General features: G+C 55.4%; 16 protein-coding genes and 1 riboswitch. Of the genes, 6 read left to right on the plus strand and 10 right to left on the minus strand.

From position 1 onward, the window contains the following. The first annotated feature begins 14 nt into the window (after positions 1–14). Positions 15–242 carry a YccJ family protein gene (locus ECL_RS12915; RefSeq protein ID WP_008499832.1) on the plus strand — a complete coding sequence of 76 codons (228 nt, stop codon included), beginning with the start codon at positions 15–17 and terminating at the stop codon, positions 240–242. A gap of 32 nt (positions 243–274) precedes the next feature. On the opposite strand, the gene agp is transcribed toward ECL_RS12915, so the two are convergent. Further along, positions 275–1,516, minus strand: a complete 1,242-nt coding sequence (gene agp, locus ECL_RS12920; RefSeq protein WP_013097203.1) for a bifunctional glucose-1-phosphatase/inositol phosphatase — start codon at positions 1,514–1,516, stop codon at positions 275–277. 152 nt (positions 1,517–1,668) lie between these two features. Between agp and ECL_RS12925 the strand changes: the two genes are divergently transcribed. Further along, complete coding sequence (locus ECL_RS12925) at positions 1,669–2,112, plus strand: winged helix-turn-helix transcriptional regulator (protein ID WP_013097204.1); 444 nt, start codon at positions 1,669–1,671, stop codon at positions 2,110–2,112. Positions 2,113–2,237: 125 nt separating this feature from the next. Then, positions 2,238–3,032 carry an SDR family NAD(P)-dependent oxidoreductase gene (locus ECL_RS12930; RefSeq protein WP_013097205.1) on the plus strand — a complete coding sequence of 265 codons (795 nt, stop codon included), beginning with the start codon at positions 2,238–2,240 and terminating at the stop codon, positions 3,030–3,032. A 1-nt stretch (position 3,033) separates the two neighbouring features. On the opposite strand, the gene ECL_RS12935 is transcribed toward ECL_RS12930, so the two are convergent. Then, positions 3,034–3,393: a winged helix-turn-helix transcriptional regulator gene (locus ECL_RS12935; RefSeq protein WP_013097206.1), complete on the minus strand. Its 360-nt coding sequence runs from the start codon at positions 3,391–3,393 to the stop codon at positions 3,034–3,036. A gap of 100 nt (positions 3,394–3,493) precedes the next feature. On the opposite strand from ECL_RS12935, the gene ECL_RS12940 reads away from it, so the two are divergent. Then, entirely contained in the window at positions 3,494–4,243 is a 750-nt protein-coding gene (locus tag ECL_RS12940; RefSeq protein ID WP_013097207.1) for an SDR family oxidoreductase, read from the plus strand. Position 4,244: 1 nt separating this feature from the next. On the opposite strand, the gene ECL_RS12945 is transcribed toward ECL_RS12940, so the two are convergent. Continuing rightward, positions 4,245–4,748 carry a DedA family protein gene (locus tag ECL_RS12945; RefSeq protein ID WP_013097208.1) on the minus strand — a complete coding sequence of 168 codons (504 nt, stop codon included), beginning with the start codon at positions 4,746–4,748 and terminating at the stop codon, positions 4,245–4,247. Between the two features lie 156 nt (positions 4,749–4,904). After that, positions 4,905–5,074: riboswitch (M-box (ykoK) riboswitch) on the plus strand. 59 nt (positions 5,075–5,133) lie between these two features. On the opposite strand from ECL_RS12945, the gene ECL_RS12950 reads away from it, so the two are divergent. After that, entirely contained in the window at positions 5,134–6,135 is a 1,002-nt protein-coding gene (locus tag ECL_RS12950) for a magnesium transporter (RefSeq protein ID WP_013097209.1), read from the plus strand. A 42-nt stretch (positions 6,136–6,177) separates the two neighbouring features. Here the strand turns inward: ECL_RS12950 and ECL_RS12955 are convergent, their stop codons facing one another. Next, complete coding sequence (locus tag ECL_RS12955; RefSeq protein ID WP_013097210.1) at positions 6,178–7,254, minus strand: LacI family DNA-binding transcriptional regulator; 1,077 nt, start codon at positions 7,252–7,254, stop codon at positions 6,178–6,180. Positions 7,255–7,523: 269 nt separating this feature from the next. Here ECL_RS12955 and ECL_RS12960 point away from each other — a divergent pair, with 269 nt between their 5' ends. Continuing rightward, positions 7,524–8,789 (plus strand): maltoporin, encoded by a 1,266-nt coding sequence (locus tag ECL_RS12960; RefSeq protein ID WP_013097211.1) that lies wholly within the window; start codon positions 7,524–7,526, stop codon positions 8,787–8,789. Positions 8,790–8,891: 102 nt separating this feature from the next. Here ECL_RS12960 and ECL_RS12965 read toward each other — a convergent pair whose 3' ends face one another. The 6 genes from ECL_RS12965 to ECL_RS12990 form a co-directional block, all read right to left on the minus strand. Next, positions 8,892–9,134 carry a PTS sugar transporter subunit IIB gene (locus ECL_RS12965; protein WP_013097212.1) on the minus strand — a complete coding sequence of 81 codons (243 nt, stop codon included), beginning with the start codon at positions 9,132–9,134 and terminating at the stop codon, positions 8,892–8,894. Between the two features lie 130 nt (positions 9,135–9,264). Then, positions 9,265–11,322: a beta-galactosidase gene (locus ECL_RS12970; RefSeq protein ID WP_013097213.1), complete on the minus strand. Its 2,058-nt coding sequence runs from the start codon at positions 11,320–11,322 to the stop codon at positions 9,265–9,267. 29 nt (positions 11,323–11,351) lie between these two features. After that, entirely contained in the window at positions 11,352–12,554 is a 1,203-nt protein-coding gene (locus ECL_RS12975) for a glycoside hydrolase family 53 protein (RefSeq protein WP_013097214.1), read from the minus strand. Positions 12,555–12,556: 2 nt separating this feature from the next. Continuing rightward, positions 12,557–13,408: a sugar ABC transporter permease gene (locus tag ECL_RS12980; protein WP_013097215.1), complete on the minus strand. Its 852-nt coding sequence runs from the start codon at positions 13,406–13,408 to the stop codon at positions 12,557–12,559. A gap of 11 nt (positions 13,409–13,419) precedes the next feature. Continuing rightward, positions 13,420–14,724, minus strand: coding sequence for a carbohydrate ABC transporter permease (locus ECL_RS12985; RefSeq protein WP_013097216.1), 1,305 nt, complete (start codon positions 14,722–14,724; stop codon positions 13,420–13,422). Between the two features lie 57 nt (positions 14,725–14,781). Next, on the minus strand, positions 14,782–15,996 hold the full coding sequence (locus ECL_RS12990) for an extracellular solute-binding protein (protein WP_013097217.1): 1,215 nt from the start codon (positions 15,994–15,996) through the stop codon (positions 14,782–14,784). Between the last annotated feature and the right edge of the window lie 47 nt (positions 15,997–16,043).

The raw sequence follows: 16,043 nt of genomic DNA on the forward strand, positions 1-16,043 counted from the left end.
ACAGGAGGACAAGCATGCCAACTCAAGAATCCAAAGCTCACCACGTGGGCGAATGGGCAAGTTTACGCAATACCTCTCCGGAGATCGCCGAAGCCATTTTTGAAGTCGCGAAATACGATGAAAAACTGGCAGAGCAGATTTGGGAAGAAGGCAATGATGAAGTGCTGGTACGCGCCTTCGAAAAAACGGACAAAGACTCGCTCTTCTGGGGTGAGCAAACCATCGAACGTAAAAACGTCTGAGCGTTTCCCCCCGCCTGCGCGGGGGGATTATCTTATTTCGCCGCGTCGTTCATCACCGTATTAAATTTATCGATCGGGCAAAAACCGTTCGCATCCACCGGACACCCCTTCAGTTCCAGCGTCACGCGCTGCGCCGGAGACTGCAGCGACAGCACGCTGGCGTTACGCAGCTGCTCTGAGCTCTGATACACATACTCAATTTTCATCAGCTCGCGGTTGCCGTTTTTGTCGTGCCAGCGCTGGAAGACAATTTTGCCGCCGATTGGGGTGCGCTCCTGCTGGTCATGCAGCTGGTACGGCTTGAAGTCCAGCGCCGTCAGCAGAGAGGCAATGTTGGAGTCATGCCCCACCAGCAGGGTGATTTTCGGCGCTTTTGCCTGATCGGTCACCAGGGCGTTATCGATATACTTCACCAGCGGTTTGGCGACGTTTTGCGCCACCTCGGTTGAGGTAAACAGCGAGTCCTGATATCCGTTTTTCAGCTTCGACAATACGCGCCACTGCTGGTCGGTTTTAATCTCTCCCCAGGCCACCTGGTCGGCCGGGAAGCCTTCGTAATACTGCAGCGTGAACGCATCCACCAGCGAGTTGCCCACTTTCAGCGGCCCGGAAACGCCCGGTTCTTTTTCGTAGTCGGCGCTGAAGGTGTCTTTCGCGTCTGCCAGTGAACAGACTTTTTTCTCTTTGCATGACGGCGAATCGGCGTAGTTCGTCATCTGCTCCAGCAGCTTATAGCTTTCGCCAAGCTGCATTTTCTGCCGCTCGGACTCCATCGCCTTGAGCGCTTTTTCGCGGAATTCCGGCGAGTTATCGGTAATTACCGGATTAAAGGTTGGGTCCATGGTGCCCATTTTGTCCTGATGGTGCACAGGCACGTCGCAGCCCGGGAAAGCCCCGGTAATGAAGAACTGCGCGGTGGCCACGGTGCGCTGCAGGCTGTTGGCGTAAGCATAAACGCTCTCCGCCGGTGGACATTCTCCCGTCTTCACCATCCCCTGCTGGGCCAGCCACTCGCGCATGTAGTGCCCCATGTAAACCTCCAGCACGCCACCTTTGGTGGTGAGCTGACCGCCCGGCACTTCCCATTCAGGCCATTGCTTTGGCGTGGACTGCTCCAGCACGCTGCCGTTATTGGCGAGCGGTGCGCGCAGGTTGTGACGGCTCATAATTAAAACTTGCTCCAGCTGATACCCTTCCGGCGTCTCTTGCGCCTGCACCCCGGAGGCTGCTGAAAAGAGACCGGCTACGGCCACCGCGAGTAGTGCTTTTCTCATCCCTAATTCCTCACTCGTTTTAAAATGTCGCGTTCAGTGTGACAGAACCGTGACAATTTTCCGGGAAGCATTTCTCAAACTGATGAATAACACGCTTACCCGGTGAGCAGATTAGTTTTATAATAAAACTACATACGCCCGGAGATTTGCCTGTGAAACGCACCCGTCTTGAAGAGAGTACCTGCCCTGTCGCCCGTTCGCTGGATATCATCGGCGACTGGTGGTCGCTGCTGATTGTTCGCGACGCATTGCGTGGGATTAAACGCTTCGGCGAGTTCCAGAAAAGCCTCGGTATCGCGAAAAACATGCTGACCGCGCGGCTAAAACTGCTGGTCGATGAAGGCATCCTCCGGCTCCAGCCCGCCTCCGACGGCAGCGCCTGGCAGGAATACGTTCTGACCGACAAGGGACGCGCACTCCAGACGGTGCTGGTGGCCCTGTCCCAGTGGGGCAATGAATTTTTGTTCGCGGAAAACGAATGCGGCACCGTTCTCGTTGATAGCGAACAGCGCAAACCGCTGCGTAAACTGCTGCTTATTGCCGACGATGGCCGCGAACTGACGCCTGAAGAGATCGTGGCCAAACTCCCCTCCTGATCGTTACCGACGGCAAAAGCACAAAATGACCACCAATATAGTTGCATTATAAAACCAAATAGCAGACAGTGAATTAAGTTTCATATTGAAACCAAATAACCCACTTTGCTTTGAGGTAACACACGATGACTACGCAAATCACTACCGCCCTGATTACGGGTGCCTCTTCCGGGATTGGTGCCGTCTATGCCGATCGCCTTGCCGCGCGCGGCGCTAACCTGGTCCTGGTCGCCCGCCGCGAGGATCGGCTGCAAACCCTCGCCGCCGACCTGCGCGCGCGCTATGGCGTGACCGTCGATATTCTGGTGGCCGATCTCACCGATGAAACCGGGATCCGCGCGGTAGAAGACGAACTGCGTAGCAATACCGCCATTGATGCGCTGGTTAACAACGCCGGCACCGCGCAGATGGCGCCGTTCCTCGCGGGCGATGTGGCCCAGCATCAGGCCATTAACACCCTCAATACCACGGCGCTGATGCGTCTGACCTATGCGATCCTGCCGCGCCTGGCGCAGAATAACCACGGTACGCTTATCAATATCGCCTCGGTGTTGTCCCTGCACGTGCGTGCAGGCAGCGCGCTGTACAGCGCCACCAAAGCCTGGGTGCTCAGCTTTACCCGTGGGTTACAGGAGGAGTTTGCCGACAGCAACCTGCGTATTCAGGCCGTGTTACCCGCCGCGACGGCAACAGAAATCTGGCAGCATTCCGGCGTGACGGTGAACGATCTGCCGGAAGGCTCGGTGATGACCACTGACGATATGGTGGATGCTTCGCTGGCGGGTCTGGATCAGGGCGAGCTGATTACCATTCCGCCAATGCATGATGCCAGCCTGTGGGATCGCTACGAAACGGCACGTCTGGAACTGTTTAACAGCGCCCGCACCGGCATCCCGGCGCCGCGCTATGTAAAACAGTAGGCTAACGCTCAAGCTGGTCGCCGTACTCACTCATCCAGGCGGCCAGCGGCGAGAGCGCCCCTTGCAGGGTCAACCCCAGCCCCGTTATCTGATACTCCACGCGCGGTGGGATCTCCGGGTAAACCGTGCGCGACACCAGCCCGCGCTGTTCGAACAGCCTGAGCTGCTTCGTGAGTTCTTTTTGCGTGATGGGGGCGGTAGCGCGCAGCAGATCGCCAAAGCGTACCGGCGCATTGAGGATAATCAGGCGATAAAGAACAGGGATCGCCCACTTCCCGGAAATCAGGTTCACAAACTGCGTCATCGGGCAGACATAAACCTCAGAATTTTTTTCACAACGTATATCGAGCAATTCCGCCATAGCACACCTCTTGCCGCATTAGTATCCAATTGGTACCTGGTTTCCTTTCGATACTAACGTTTCTATAGTGCTTTCTCCAGAGACATTTCAGGAGAAGAACATGGGTCGTTTAGCAGGTAAATATACGCTGATTACCGGCGGAACCAGCGGCATTGGCCTTGCCACTGCGCAGGTGTTTCTCGCCGAAGGGGCGCATGTCGCCGTCACCGGTCGTAACCCGGAAACGCTCGCCGAAGCAGAGCGCATTCTGGGCGATAAGGCCTGGGTGATCCCGACCGATGCAGGAGATATTGCTTCGCAAAAAGCGCTGGCGGAGACGCTTGCCGCCCGCTGGCCACGCCTGGACGCGGTGTTTCTCAACGCCGGCGACGTGACCCACGCGCCGCTGGAAGCGTGGCAGGAAGAGGCCTGGGATCGTCTGATGGGCATCAACCTGAAGGGACCGTTCTTTTTAATTCAGGCGCTGCTGCCGCTGCTGAATAATCCGTCCTCGGTGATCCTGTGCGGCTCCGTAAGCGCGCGCATCGGCCTGCCCACCAGCAGCGTGTATGCCGCGAGCAAGGCCGCCCTGCTGTCGCTGGCACGCACACTGTCAGCAGAGCTGTTACCGCGCGGCATTCGCGTTAACGGTCTGAGCCCCGGCCCGGTAGAAACCCCGGCCTTTACGAAAACGGGCTTAAGCGAAGAAACGCTTAACGCGATGATGGCGGAGATCATCAAGCTTGTGCCGCTGGGCAGAATGGGCTCGACGACGGAGCTGGCAAAAGCCGCGCTCTATCTGGCCTCCGACGAATCCAGCTATACGGTAGGAACGGAACTGCTGGTCGACGGCGGAATGGGAAGTTTGTAACTTAAAAGGCGCTGATGCCGGTGACAATGCCGACATACAGCGCCGCCCAGACGGCGGCAGAAAACAGACTGACCGCGTAAACCTTCACCCGGTTGAGCCTGAGCATGCCCGCCGCCAACGGCACGATATAGCGCAGTACCGCCAAAAAACGGGCGGTGAAGAGCACTAGCACGCCGTTTTTCTGTAGCTGATGCTGCACCCGCAAAAATGTATCGGCATGTTTTGAGGTAATGCGCGTCACCAGCCGCGTATGCCCCATCAACTGACCGATATGATAGTTCAGCAGCGAACCGAGCGTGGCCCCCATTACCACCGCCAGCCACGTCAACGCCGGATGCAGGCTCGCCTGGCTGACGGTGATCCCGGCCAGCAACATCACCGAGGCGGGCGGCAGCACGGAGGAGATCAGCACCGTGGATTTACTCAAAGCCAGCACGAAGAGCAGCGCAAAGAGATGCGTCGGATAATGCGCAAAATGATTGAGCAGATTGTCGAACCACGCCACCTTGCTCTCCTCGTGAATATTTACCCTCCCATTAAAGTCGAGCAAGTTTAAATAAAGGCTCAACGCGTCATGAATAATGAATACATAAACATTCCCTAAACATTTTTTAAATTCCAGAGCGGGAAAATAAAATAAGCGTATTATCCCGCTGGGTTACAACGATCTCGTTATGGCGAGGCTCCTGTACAAATACACGTTATCGCTCTGACAGGTTCGAGAGAACCCGCACAGGGTAAAACAGGCACTGTCGAATCAAGGCTTTGTCAGTATAACTTCCCTTACGGGATACGGTGTACAGTGCTGAACCCAGGACGTGGGGATCTCCTCTTCGACATGCCCTGTCTTGCTCGCCCCTGAGAGATTTTTTATTCAAAGGGAATTCACTATGTCTTACGCTATTCACAACCAGAACCCGTTATTCAATGACAGCGCTATCGCGCAATATATGAATACCGATTTTATTGTCCTCGATATTTCATTATGCGTGGCGCTGGCGCGCGAGCAGTTTTTCGAAAAATTAAAAGACGATGATATTCCGTCGCATATTTTCATTGAAGATCAGGGTCGCCTGGCAGGCATGATTGCGGTACGCAAATTGCTGCAAACCACCGATACCGTGCAGCCGGTAAAATCGCTGATGCTGTCGCAATTTCTGCAGGTCAAACCGGAAGATGAGCGGGCCGATGTCGCCGGACTGCTGGCTCACAGCGGTGCGGATGTAGTGCCTGTTGTCACCCACGGCAAGCTGGTTGGCTGCCTCACCGAGCGCGAAATGGCTCACCTGCTGGAAGACGATGTCACCGAAGATGCCCAGCGCCAGGGGGCCACGCTGCCGCTGGAAAAGCCCTATCTGGAGACCAGCGCCTTCAGCCTGTGGAAAAAACGCTCCGTCTGGCTGCTGCTGCTGTTTGTCGCGGAAGCCTACACCAGCTCGGTGATCCAGCACTTTGAAGAGGCGCTGGAGTCCGCCATTGCGCTGGCATTTTTTATCCCGCTGCTGATTGGCACCGGCGGGAACAGCGGAACGCAGATCACCTCCACGCTGGTGCGCGCCATGGCGCTGGGTGAAGTGCATCTGCGCGATGTCGGTCGCGTACTTTGCAAAGAGATGACCACCTCACTGATGATTGCCGTCACGCTCGGTATTGCCGGGTGCATCCGCGCATGGATGATGGGGATTGGGCTGGAAATTACCCTTATCGTCAGCCTGACGCTGGTGTGCATTACGCTGTGGAGTGCCATAGTCTCGTCCGTTATTCCCATGGTACTCAAGCGCTGCGGCATTGACCCGGCCGTCGTCTCCGCGCCGTTTATCGCGACGCTTATCGACGGTACCGGGCTGATTATCTACTTCAAAATCGCCCAGTATACGCTGGGGCTGGAGTAATCTTGCGAGCACCTCTTTCCTGTGATTGAGGTGCTCACTCCGCTACACATCACCCAGTTGATGCGCAATCTCGCGCAGCTGCTGGGCCAGCGCCTGGAGGTTTTTTCCCTTCTCCCCTTTCGGCCCGGTGGACTGTCGCACCACCAGACGGGCAGGTAAAATCGAGGACATGCGCAGGGCACTCTCTTCGCCGCTGTCCAGAATGCGGCGCACCGCCTCTTTGCCCTGCAGATCTAAATCCAGTGAGACCGTCGTCAGCGCCGGGTAGAAGAACGAGCTTTCGTAGGTATCATCGTAGCCAATCACCGACTTCTCGCCCGGAATGGAAATCTGCTGCTGGTGGAAGGCGCTCAGTACGCCCAGCGCCATCTGGTCGTTGGCCACCAGTACGGCGGAAAACTGCGGCGTTTCGCGCAACATCTGCAGCGCACCGGCATACCCGCTCTGCGCATCCCAGTTGCCGCGGATCACCGAAGCGGGCTCCAGCCCGTAACCCTTCAGGGTTTCGATCCAGCTTTTTAGCCTCAACTGTGCCGACACAGAGGACTCCGGCCCCGCCAGCAGGGCGATGTCGCGATGGCCCAGCTCGTAAAGGTATTTAACGCTGGCGCGGGTCCCATCCGCCGGGTTAAACGAAACGTTAAACACAGAACTGTACGGGTCGACATCCAGGAAAAGACAGACGATATCGTCGTTGTCGGTGGCGATTTTCTGCGCCTCTTCGGCCTCCAGAGGCACGTTAATGATCACCTTGCTCACCAGCTGGGACTTCAGTTCGTTGATAGAGTCCTGAATACTTTGGTTGACGTTCTCATCTATCATCGAGATCAGTACCTGGTATCTCTCCACGTTCGCATAGCGTTTTACCGCTGCCGCCACCTGAGAAGGCGCGTGCAAAGCCAGTGAAATGGTCACCAGCCCGACGGTCTGGCTCTGCTTGCCTACCAGTTGCTGGGCCAGGCGATTCGGCACATACCGCAATAACTCTATGGATTTCTCAACCTTGTGGCGCGTGGCCTCGGATACATTGGCAGATTTATTCAGTACCCTGGACACGGTCTGATAGGAGACGCCTGCATGGCGTGCGACGTCCTCTAACGTTGCGCTTTTCGACTTCATGGTCCGGTTCCTTATGTTGTTATGCGATGATTGTAACAGGGGCGCTGTAAAAAAACGCTCACTGCCCTCACCTCGCAGACATAACACCATCAAAAAGTATTACGTTCACAATGCCATAATTTGTGGCACAGCTCATCACTCGTAACAAAATTGTCTATTTTATTTGCAGTTAATCACACATTTAGGATCGTTCAATTGCCAGCCAGAAGGTTTAGGCATTTTATGACAGCGGATTTGTGAACGTATTACAAAACAATAAGAGGGTAACAATGAACACGACGATCCGCTCTGTATCCGTTGCGCTGGCTGCCGCGTTAGCGTCTCCATCGCTGTTTGCTGCGTCTTCAGTACCGATTGATTTTCATGGCTATCTTCGCTCCGGCGTTGGCGTCTCACGGGATGGTGGGATGGAGGAGTGGCAGAAGAATAAAATAGGCCGTCTGGGTAACGAAGCCGATACCTACGGCGAGCTGGAACTGGGCTCTGAGGTCTACAAAAAGAACGACGTGAGCTTTTATCTCGACAGCATGGTGAGCATGGTGTCTGACGGCTCTAACGATAACGAAACCACCTTTGGCGACGACGCTCAGTTTGGCCTGCGTCAGCTTAACCTGCAGATCAAGGGGTTGATCCCGGGCGATCCGAATGCGGTTATCTGGGGTGGGAAGCGCTATTACCAGCGTCATGATCTGCACATCATTGACACCAAATACTGGAACATCTCGGGATCCGGTGCAGGTATTGAAAACTATACGCTCGGCCCTGGCGCGGTCTCCGTGGCCTGGATCCGCGGCGATGCCAACGACGTGGACTACCGCGTTGACGGTGATAACGACGTGAACATTAATTATATCGATCTCCGCTATGCGGGCTGGAAACCGTGGGCAGGCGCGTGGACGGAAGTGGGTATTGACTATGCCATGCCAAACCCGACCAACAAACAGAAAGAGTATGGCGGGCTGTACGAGGCCGACAACGGCGTGATGGTAACCGGAGAGATCAGCCAGGACATGCTGGGCGGCTATAACAAGCTGGTGCTGCAGTATGCCAACAAAGGTCTGGCGCAGAACATGGTTTCCCAGGGGGGCGGCTGGTACGACATGTGGAACTATGTGAACGATGCCAGCGGCTACCGCGTGATTAATACCGGCTTAATTCCCATTACCGACAAGCTCTCCTTTAACCACGTCCTGACCTGGGGTTCGGCGGATGACACCACGCAGTATACCGATAAATCGCGCCTGATTTCGCTGGTGGGCCGCGCGCAGTATCAGTTCACCGAATATGTGCGTCTGATTGGTGAAGTGGGCGGGTTCTACCAGAAAGATACCTATACCGACGGTTCAAACTACAAGCAGAGCGGTGAGAAGTACACGATCGCCTTAGGTCTGGCGGACGGACCTGATTTTATGTCACGTCCCGAGCTACGGGTGTTTGCCTCCTACCTGAATGATTCCGAACATGGGAAATCCTTCGAAGACGGCACCGCCAGTAATACCTGGAATTTCGGCGTGCAGGTTGAAGCCTGGTGGTAATATTTATTTCTAAAATGCGTTAATCGTTATTGTATCTCCAACAACTGGCAGTTTATTCGCCTGTTTCGGGATAGCCATTATTTTGGCTATCCCTTTTTTTATTTATTGATTAAAATGTTCATCTAATAACTGACGTAAGGCATCAGATTGCCTGCCAAATATGGCATGCACCTGCTGGCCAATAATAATTACCCCCAGCGCCCCTTCATTCTGTAACGCCTCAGAGTCAACTTTATTTAAATCTTTTACCGTCACGCGCAGGCGGGTAATACAGGCTTCGACGTGTTCGATATTATCGTCGCCGCCAAACGCGGGAATTAAACGCTGGGTAATTTGACTGTCCATAATACGCCTCATTATATGCAGATAAAAAAATGCCTGCTCGTGGAGCAGGCGTTCTGTGCCTTTTTGCCCGGACGGTGCGGTCTGATGTCCTCACCCCAGCCCTCTCCCACAGGGAGAGGGAGAAAATCAATTACGCTTTACGCCTGAGCACCCGACAGTCCCAGGGCAGCAGAGCGGTATCGCCCGCAGCAGCGGCGTCTGTCATGCAGTCGGTATACCCCTGTGGCAGCGCGATGTACTGCTGCTGTGCCGTGTAGTTCTGCACAAACACCCAGGTGGTTTCGCCATCCGTGCGTGCCGTGGCAACCACGCCCGGCGGGAGTTCACCCTCGATGGCGCGCGGTAGTGCCAGCTCGTTGATAATTCCGGCGAAGAAATCGCGCTGGAACGGCAGATCGTTACGTGAAGCAACATGCCACGCCTTGCCTTTACCGACGCGGTTGACCGTTACCGCAGGGCGACCTGCGTAGAAATCATCGCGGTAGGTCGCCAGCACCTGTGCGGACTCAGCGTGGATCAGCTCGCATAAATGCCGCACCTGATACGGCCCCTGCAAACCTGCCGCGTTGCCTGCCAGCCCCTGAATCAGGTTGCGCTCCCCCTCGCCCAGGCACTCGATTTCTTCTGCCCAGATGCCCAGAAGCTTGCGCAGCGGGCCAGGGAAACCGCCCAGATGACAGAGATCGGTCTCATCCACCACGCCGGTCCAGTAGGTCGTCACCAGATGCCCGCCATTAGCCACAAAGGCTTCTGCCCGCTCGGCAAACCCTTCGCGTACCATATAAAGCATGGGGGCCACCACCAGCGCGTAGTCGCTCAGATCGCCGTCAGCGTCAATGACATCCACCGCAATGCCTTTTTCCCAGAACGGACGATAGTGCTCGTTGACGGTTTTTTCGTACTCCATTCCCATATTGCGCGGACCTTCGGCATCATCCAGCGCCCAGCGGTTTTGCTGGTCGAAGACAATCGCCACCCGGGCCTCGGTACGGCAACCTGCGACCTCCGGCAGGCGTGCCAGCATCTCGCCCAGGCGCGTCACTTCACGCCCGACGCGGGTATCCAGATGACCCACGTGGTCGATAACCGCGCCGTGGAATTTCTCCACCGACCCGCGGCTTTTACGCCACTGGAAGTACTGCACCGAATCCGCTCCGTGCGCCACCGCCTGCATCGACGAGAGAATATGCATCCCCGGCTTTTTCAGCTTGCTGGTTGGCTGCCAGTTGGTGGTGCTCGGCGTCGACTCCATCAGCACGAAGGGCTTACCGCCCTTCAGGCTACGCATCATGTCGTGATACATGGCGGTGTAGCAGGCAAGCGCCGTTTCGTCTTTCTCCTTGTGCCACATCGGGTAGCTGTCCCAGGAGATAAAGTCGATCGCCTTCGCAAGCTGCCAGTAGTCGTAGTCGTAGAAATACTCCATAAAGTTGGTGGTTACCGGCAGTTCCGCATTCGCTACTTTTAGCGGGGCCACTTCATGGCGGCAGAAATCGGTCACCTGTGCGGTATTGAAGCGACGCCAGTCGAGGTTGAGGCCATGAATCGATACTTCTCCCTGCGGCGCAGGGGACTCTATCTGCGACCAGTCGGTGTAGGTGTGACTCCAGAAGGTGCTCCACCACGCGTGGTTCAGCGCGTCCAGGGTTTTATAGCGCGCCTTCAGCCAGTCGCGAAAACGTGCCTGACACAGGTGACAGTGACATTCGCCGCCGTATTCATTAGAGATATGCCAGCCCAGCACCGCCGGATGGTGTGAATAACGCTCCGCCAGCAGGCGGTTAATGGTGAATGTCTTCTCACGGTACACTGGCGATGACATGCAGTGGTTATGTCGGCCTCCGTGCAGCGCGGGCACCCGGTTGCGCCCGACGCGCAGCACCTCAGGGTATTTTTGCGACATCCACGCCGGACGCGCGCCGCTTGGCGTAGCAAGGAAAATATGAATACCTGCCGCATACAGTTTTTCAATAATATTATCCAGCCACGCAAAATCATATTCCCCTTCACGCGGCTCCAGCTTTGCCCAGCTAAATATGCCCACCGACATCACATTACATTTTGCCTGCTGCATCATGGCAATATCTTTTTCAATAATACCGGGATAATTCTCCCATTGCTCCGGGTTATAGTCGGCGCCATGCAATAACGCCGCGACCTTTGGGCTTAAAGGCGCAAATTTATTCATATTAAAAACGTCCTGAATGAAGATAAAAATTATTTAAATACCGTTATTGATGGCAGCACTTTTCCCTGGCAATCAAATAACGCCTGATTCTCGCGGGCATTCCCCTCTTTCCATTCGTCATGAATATATTTCATGCCGGCTTTGGTCGCCCACGTGGTGCCCGGTACGGCAATCCAGGTCGGCTCCCAATAAAAAATGCCTTTGCCACGGTGGTCCGGAACATCAATAACGGACTGCATTAAATCGTGAATATAATCGTACTGGCCCTGAACGGTACCCGGATAGCCGCCGTCTTTTTCTTCTTTCGCCTGGAAGCTGTTCTCAGCGTTATCGCAGTTGTCCAGCGTATAGCCGTATGCCGCTTCCACCACAATCACGTCTTTGTTATAGCGCCTGCTGATGTCATCCATATTGGCCTTCAGCGCGCTAATCGGGCCGTTCCAGTAGGTGTACATTGACAGGCCGATGATATCGAATGGCACGCCGCGCTTCGCGATTTCGTCAAACCACCAGCGGAAGGTGTCATTTTTAGTCCCTTCGGCCAGGTGCAGCATGATTTTCACCTGCTCGCCGCCGGTCAGATTCTCTTTTAGCCCGCCAATCGCGGCGTTGAGCAGTCCGGCCAGACGGTCAAACTCGCCGCCGCCCTGCCCCCAGCTTTTGCCTTCCGGCCACAGCATGCCGCCGTTGATTTCGTTACCGATTTGCACCATGTCCGGCAGTACGCCCTCTTGCTTAAAGCGGGCGATGGTGTCGCGGGTGTAGTCATGGATCGCCGTTTTAAGCTGCGGGTAGTCCATCTTCTCCCAGGCTTTCGGCTTGAACTGTTTGCCCGGATCGGTCCAGAAATCGCTGTAGTGGAAATCGAGCAGCAGCTTCAGGCCCTGCGCCTTCACGCGCTTCGCCAGCGCAATCGTGTTTTCCAGGTTGTTACTGCCACCGCCATAGGTCTTGCCGCTCGCATCCTGTGGATCAACCCACAGGCGCAGGCGTACATAGTTCACGCCGTTGGCCTTCAGGATCGCAATCGCATCCTGCTGCTGGCCGTTCTGGTTATAGAATTTCGCGCCGTGTTGTTCGGCTTCCAGTAGGGTCGAAATATCCGCCCCCTTAATAAAATCTGCAGGCATGGCGTTAAACGGACGCGTTTTCACCGCGTCGGCAGCAAAAGCACTCGCGGCAAGGCCACATGAGAGGCAAACGGCGAGCAAAGCGGGTTTGAGTCTTTTCATGGTTATCCTTTGGTACTCCCGGAGGTCAGGCCGGAGACGAAGTATTTTTGTAACGCCAGGTAGAGGATCGCCACCGGCACCGCAATCAGGACCGCGCCTGCCGCGTAGGTGGTGTAGCTGGCCCCCATTTTTTGTGCCACCAGGTTATAAAGCCCGATGGGTAAGGTGTATTTGTCCGGGGTGCGCAAAATGGTGCTGGAGAGGATGAAATCCCCCAGCGGCCCGGTGAAGGAGAACAGCGCCACCACCGCCACAATCGGCTTCGAAAGCGGCATGATAATTTCGATGAAAATCCGGAAATTACTGGCCCCGTCCATGCGCGCGGATTCATCCAGATCTTTCGGGATGGCATCGAGGTAGCCTTTCATCAGGTAAGTGTTCATTGGGATCATGCCGCCCACGTAGATCAGCACCAGCGCCAGATGGCTATTGATAAGGCCCAGCAACTGCGACAGCACGAAGATGGCAATCAGCGCCGAGAACTGGGGGATCATCTGCAGCAGCAGGAACAGCATCAGACCGTTCTGGCGCCCCTTAAAGCGAAAGCGCGAAAACGCGTAGGCGGTAAAGCTGACGCTGATTAAGGTCAGTACCATGGTCAGGAAGCTGATTTTCATTGAGTTCCAGTACCAGGTCATGTAGTTCACCTGGCCGTTGAACAGGTCGGCATAGTGCTGCACCGAGAAGTTCTCTGGAATAATCGACGAGCTCAGCAGGCTATTACCCGCGTTAAACGACGCACCGACAGTCCACACCAGCGGGTAAATGATGATTATCGAGACCAGCACGATAACCAGCCAGGAGAGCGAGAGGCGAACCCACTTCTCACGTTTAATACTTTGTGATTGAGCCATTGTTCCGTTCCTTACGCCATGTCGTCATTTTTGAACGATTTCGTGGCGCGGAACTGCCACAGCGCCAGCCCGACGACAAAGATCGACAGCAGGATAGTGATGGTCGCCGCAATCGCATATTGCGAAGAGGACATCGTCAGTTTGTAGATCCACGACACCAGGATATCCGTCCCACCCGCATTCGACCCTACCACCGCCGGTCCGCCGTTATTAAACAGGTAGATGATGTTGAAATTATTGAAGTTGAAGGTGTATTGAGTGATCAGAATCGGCGCAATCGAGTAAAGCACCAGCGGCAGCGTGATGGTACGCAACTTAGTCGCGCTACTGGCACCGTCCATGGTCGCCGCTTCGTACAGATCGTCCGGAATGGCCTGCAGCACGCCGGTGGTCATGGCGAAAACAAACGGGAAGCCGAGCCAGGTCTGCATCATAATTAGCGCCGTTTTGGTCCAGAACGGATCGGTCATCCAGGCTTTTGGCGCGATGCCGAAGAAGGCCAGAATGGCGTTGTTGATCACCCCAAAGGAGTCGTTAAACATTCCGGCAAACACCAGGATGGTGACAAAGCCCGGCACCGCCCAGGGCAGAATGAAGATGGTGCGGATCAGCGGTTTAAAGCGCAGATCTTTCTGGTTTATCAGAATGGCCAGCAGCACGCCTACCGAACATTGCAGCGTGGTAGCGAGCAGGGTCCAGACCACCGTCCACTGCAGCACGTCGAAGAAGGTCGAACGCCAGATGGAGAGCGTGAAGATATTGATGAAGTTCTTAAACCCAACCCAGTCCACCAGCTTAGCCGGCGGCGTGTGATAGAGGTTGTAGTTGGTAAAGGCGATGGCAAAGCCGAACAGGATCGGGAAAACCACTACAAACACCAGCAGGATAAAGCCGGGCGTGATCATCAGATACGGGAAGCCGTCGCTCAGCAGCATCTGGTACTGCTTGCGCACGCTGTTAAGCGCAAGTCCCGTATCGCGTTTTCTGCCATTCACCCACGCATCACGCATCGACAGGTACCAGACCATCACGCCAAACGCGGCGATCAGCACGCTGATGATCCCCTCAGCCAGCAGGAAGATAGAGTTGTCCCGCGGCACCTCCTCGCCCAGCGTCACCAGCCCCCACAGCCCTTCGCGCAGAAAATCGGCAAATACGCCGATAAAACTCACCAGCAGTACCAGGAAGATGATCCCTTTCAGCCACTGACGATGGTAGAACTGGCCGAAGCCGGGGATGAACGCTAGCAGCAGGCCGGTCCAGGCATGGCGCCCGGCCCCGTGCGGTCTGGCAAAATTTTCCGGGATGATACTCACAGACAACTCCTTTCAAAAAAACGGGAGAGAGTCCTCCCGTTTTGCGACGGCAGAAAATTACTGGTTGCTGGCCTGCATGGCTTCGATTTGCATCTGGACCTGTTTTTCTGCGCTATCCAGCGCGGCTTTAGGATCCTGTTTGCCGGTCAGGCTCAACTCCAGCGCGGCGTTGGCTGGCCCCCAGACTTCACCCATTTCAGGGATGCCCGGCATGGCAGTTGCGCGCGCCGACTGTACCGCGACGGCACTCGCTTTTTCGTCGTTTTTGATAATCGGATCGTCGATCATCGCGGTAAGCGGCGGGATTTCACGCGTGGCGATGTAGCGCGTTTTCACATACTGCGGCTGGTTGATGAATTCGATAAATTTCTGCGCCAGGGCTTTGTCTTTGCTCCACGTGGAGACAACGTAGCCTTTCACACCAAGGAAAGAACTCATAGGCTTGCCGTCGGGCAGCGTTGGCAGCGGCGCAACGCCGTAGTTGATCCCTGCTGCTTCATACGGCTGGAATGCCCACGGCCCATTGATCACGGCTGCCGCTTTCTTCTCGGTGAACAGGGAGTCAATGGCGTTCAGACCGTTGTCACCGACTATCCCGGCCGGGAAGATCCCGTCGGCGTAGAATTTTTTAAGGTACGTCACGGCCTCTACCGCGCCCGGCTTGTTCAGGCCAACGTCGCTGGCGTTATAGCCGCCCTTGTCGTTATGACCGAAGATGTAGCCGCCCATCGGGGAAATTGCCCCCCAGCTGTAGTAAATCTGGTCGAACTTGGCGAGCAGGCCGTACTGGTTTTTCGCGCGCTGCTGTTTCGAAAAGTCATACCAGTCCTGCAGCGAATTGAGGGGCTTGTCGATGAGGTCTTTGTTGTAGATCAGCACCAGCGTCTCGACCGCTTTCGGTACGCCGTAGAGGGCATTATCCATTTTGAAGGCATTAATTGAGGCCGGGGTGTACTGTTCGGTCTGCTTAGCCTCCAGATTCAGGGGGGTCAGCAACCCTTGCACTACGGCGCCGCCCAGCTGATCGTTAGGGATCACCAGCACGTCCGGGCCAATGCCCGCCGGGCCATCCAGACGCAGTTTTTCCAGCTGTTGGGCGTAAGGGGTTTCCTGGACGTTGACCTTAACGTCGTACTGTTTTTCAAAGTCAGCCACCGCCTCTTTTATACCGGATGACTTCTTGATGTCTTCCCAGACGTTAAGCTGCGTGGTGGCATGTACCTGCACCGAGAGCGTAGAGAGGATCAGAGCGGCAAGTAGGTTCTTTTTCATTACAAACCTCATGTGAAGGTATAACAATTTTATGGTTGTTATGACAT

The organism is Enterobacter cloacae subsp. cloacae ATCC 13047 (assembly GCF_000025565.1).
Taxonomy (GTDB): Bacteria; Pseudomonadota; Gammaproteobacteria; order Enterobacterales; family Enterobacteriaceae; genus Enterobacter; species Enterobacter cloacae.

Excerpts from the sequence above, each read along its gene's own strand:
- ECL_RS12980 (WP_013097215.1), bottom strand. The coding sequence starts at position 13,408 with ATGGCTCAATCACAAAGTATTAAACGTGAGAAGTGGGTTCGCCTCTCG.
- ECL_RS12970 (WP_013097213.1), bottom strand. The coding sequence starts at position 11,322 with ATGAATAAATTTGCGCCTTTAAGCCCAAAGGTCGCGGCGTTATTGCAT.
- ECL_RS12940 (WP_013097207.1), top strand. The coding sequence starts at position 3,494 with ATGGGTCGTTTAGCAGGTAAATATACGCTGATTACCGGCGGAACCAGC.
- ECL_RS12950 (WP_013097209.1), top strand. The coding sequence starts at position 5,134 with ATGTCTTACGCTATTCACAACCAGAACCCGTTATTCAATGACAGCGCT.
- ECL_RS12955 (WP_013097210.1), bottom strand. The coding sequence starts at position 7,254 with ATGAAGTCGAAAAGCGCAACGTTAGAGGACGTCGCACGCCATGCAGGC.
- ECL_RS12975 (WP_013097214.1), bottom strand. The coding sequence starts at position 12,554 with ATGAAAAGACTCAAACCCGCTTTGCTCGCCGTTTGCCTCTCATGTGGC.
- ECL_RS12960 (WP_013097211.1), top strand. The coding sequence starts at position 7,524 with ATGAACACGACGATCCGCTCTGTATCCGTTGCGCTGGCTGCCGCGTTA.
- ECL_RS12965 (WP_013097212.1), bottom strand. The coding sequence starts at position 9,134 with ATGGACAGTCAAATTACCCAGCGTTTAATTCCCGCGTTTGGCGGCGAC.
- ECL_RS12935 (WP_013097206.1), bottom strand. The coding sequence starts at position 3,393 with ATGGCGGAATTGCTCGATATACGTTGTGAAAAAAATTCTGAGGTTTAT.
- agp (WP_013097203.1), bottom strand. The coding sequence starts at position 1,516 with ATGAGAAAAGCACTACTCGCGGTGGCCGTAGCCGGTCTCTTTTCAGCA.
- ECL_RS12930 (WP_013097205.1), top strand. The coding sequence starts at position 2,238 with ATGACTACGCAAATCACTACCGCCCTGATTACGGGTGCCTCTTCCGGG.
- ECL_RS12915 (WP_008499832.1), top strand. The coding sequence starts at position 15 with ATGCCAACTCAAGAATCCAAAGCTCACCACGTGGGCGAATGGGCAAGT.
- ECL_RS12990 (WP_013097217.1), bottom strand. The coding sequence starts at position 15,996 with ATGAAAAAGAACCTACTTGCCGCTCTGATCCTCTCTACGCTCTCGGTG.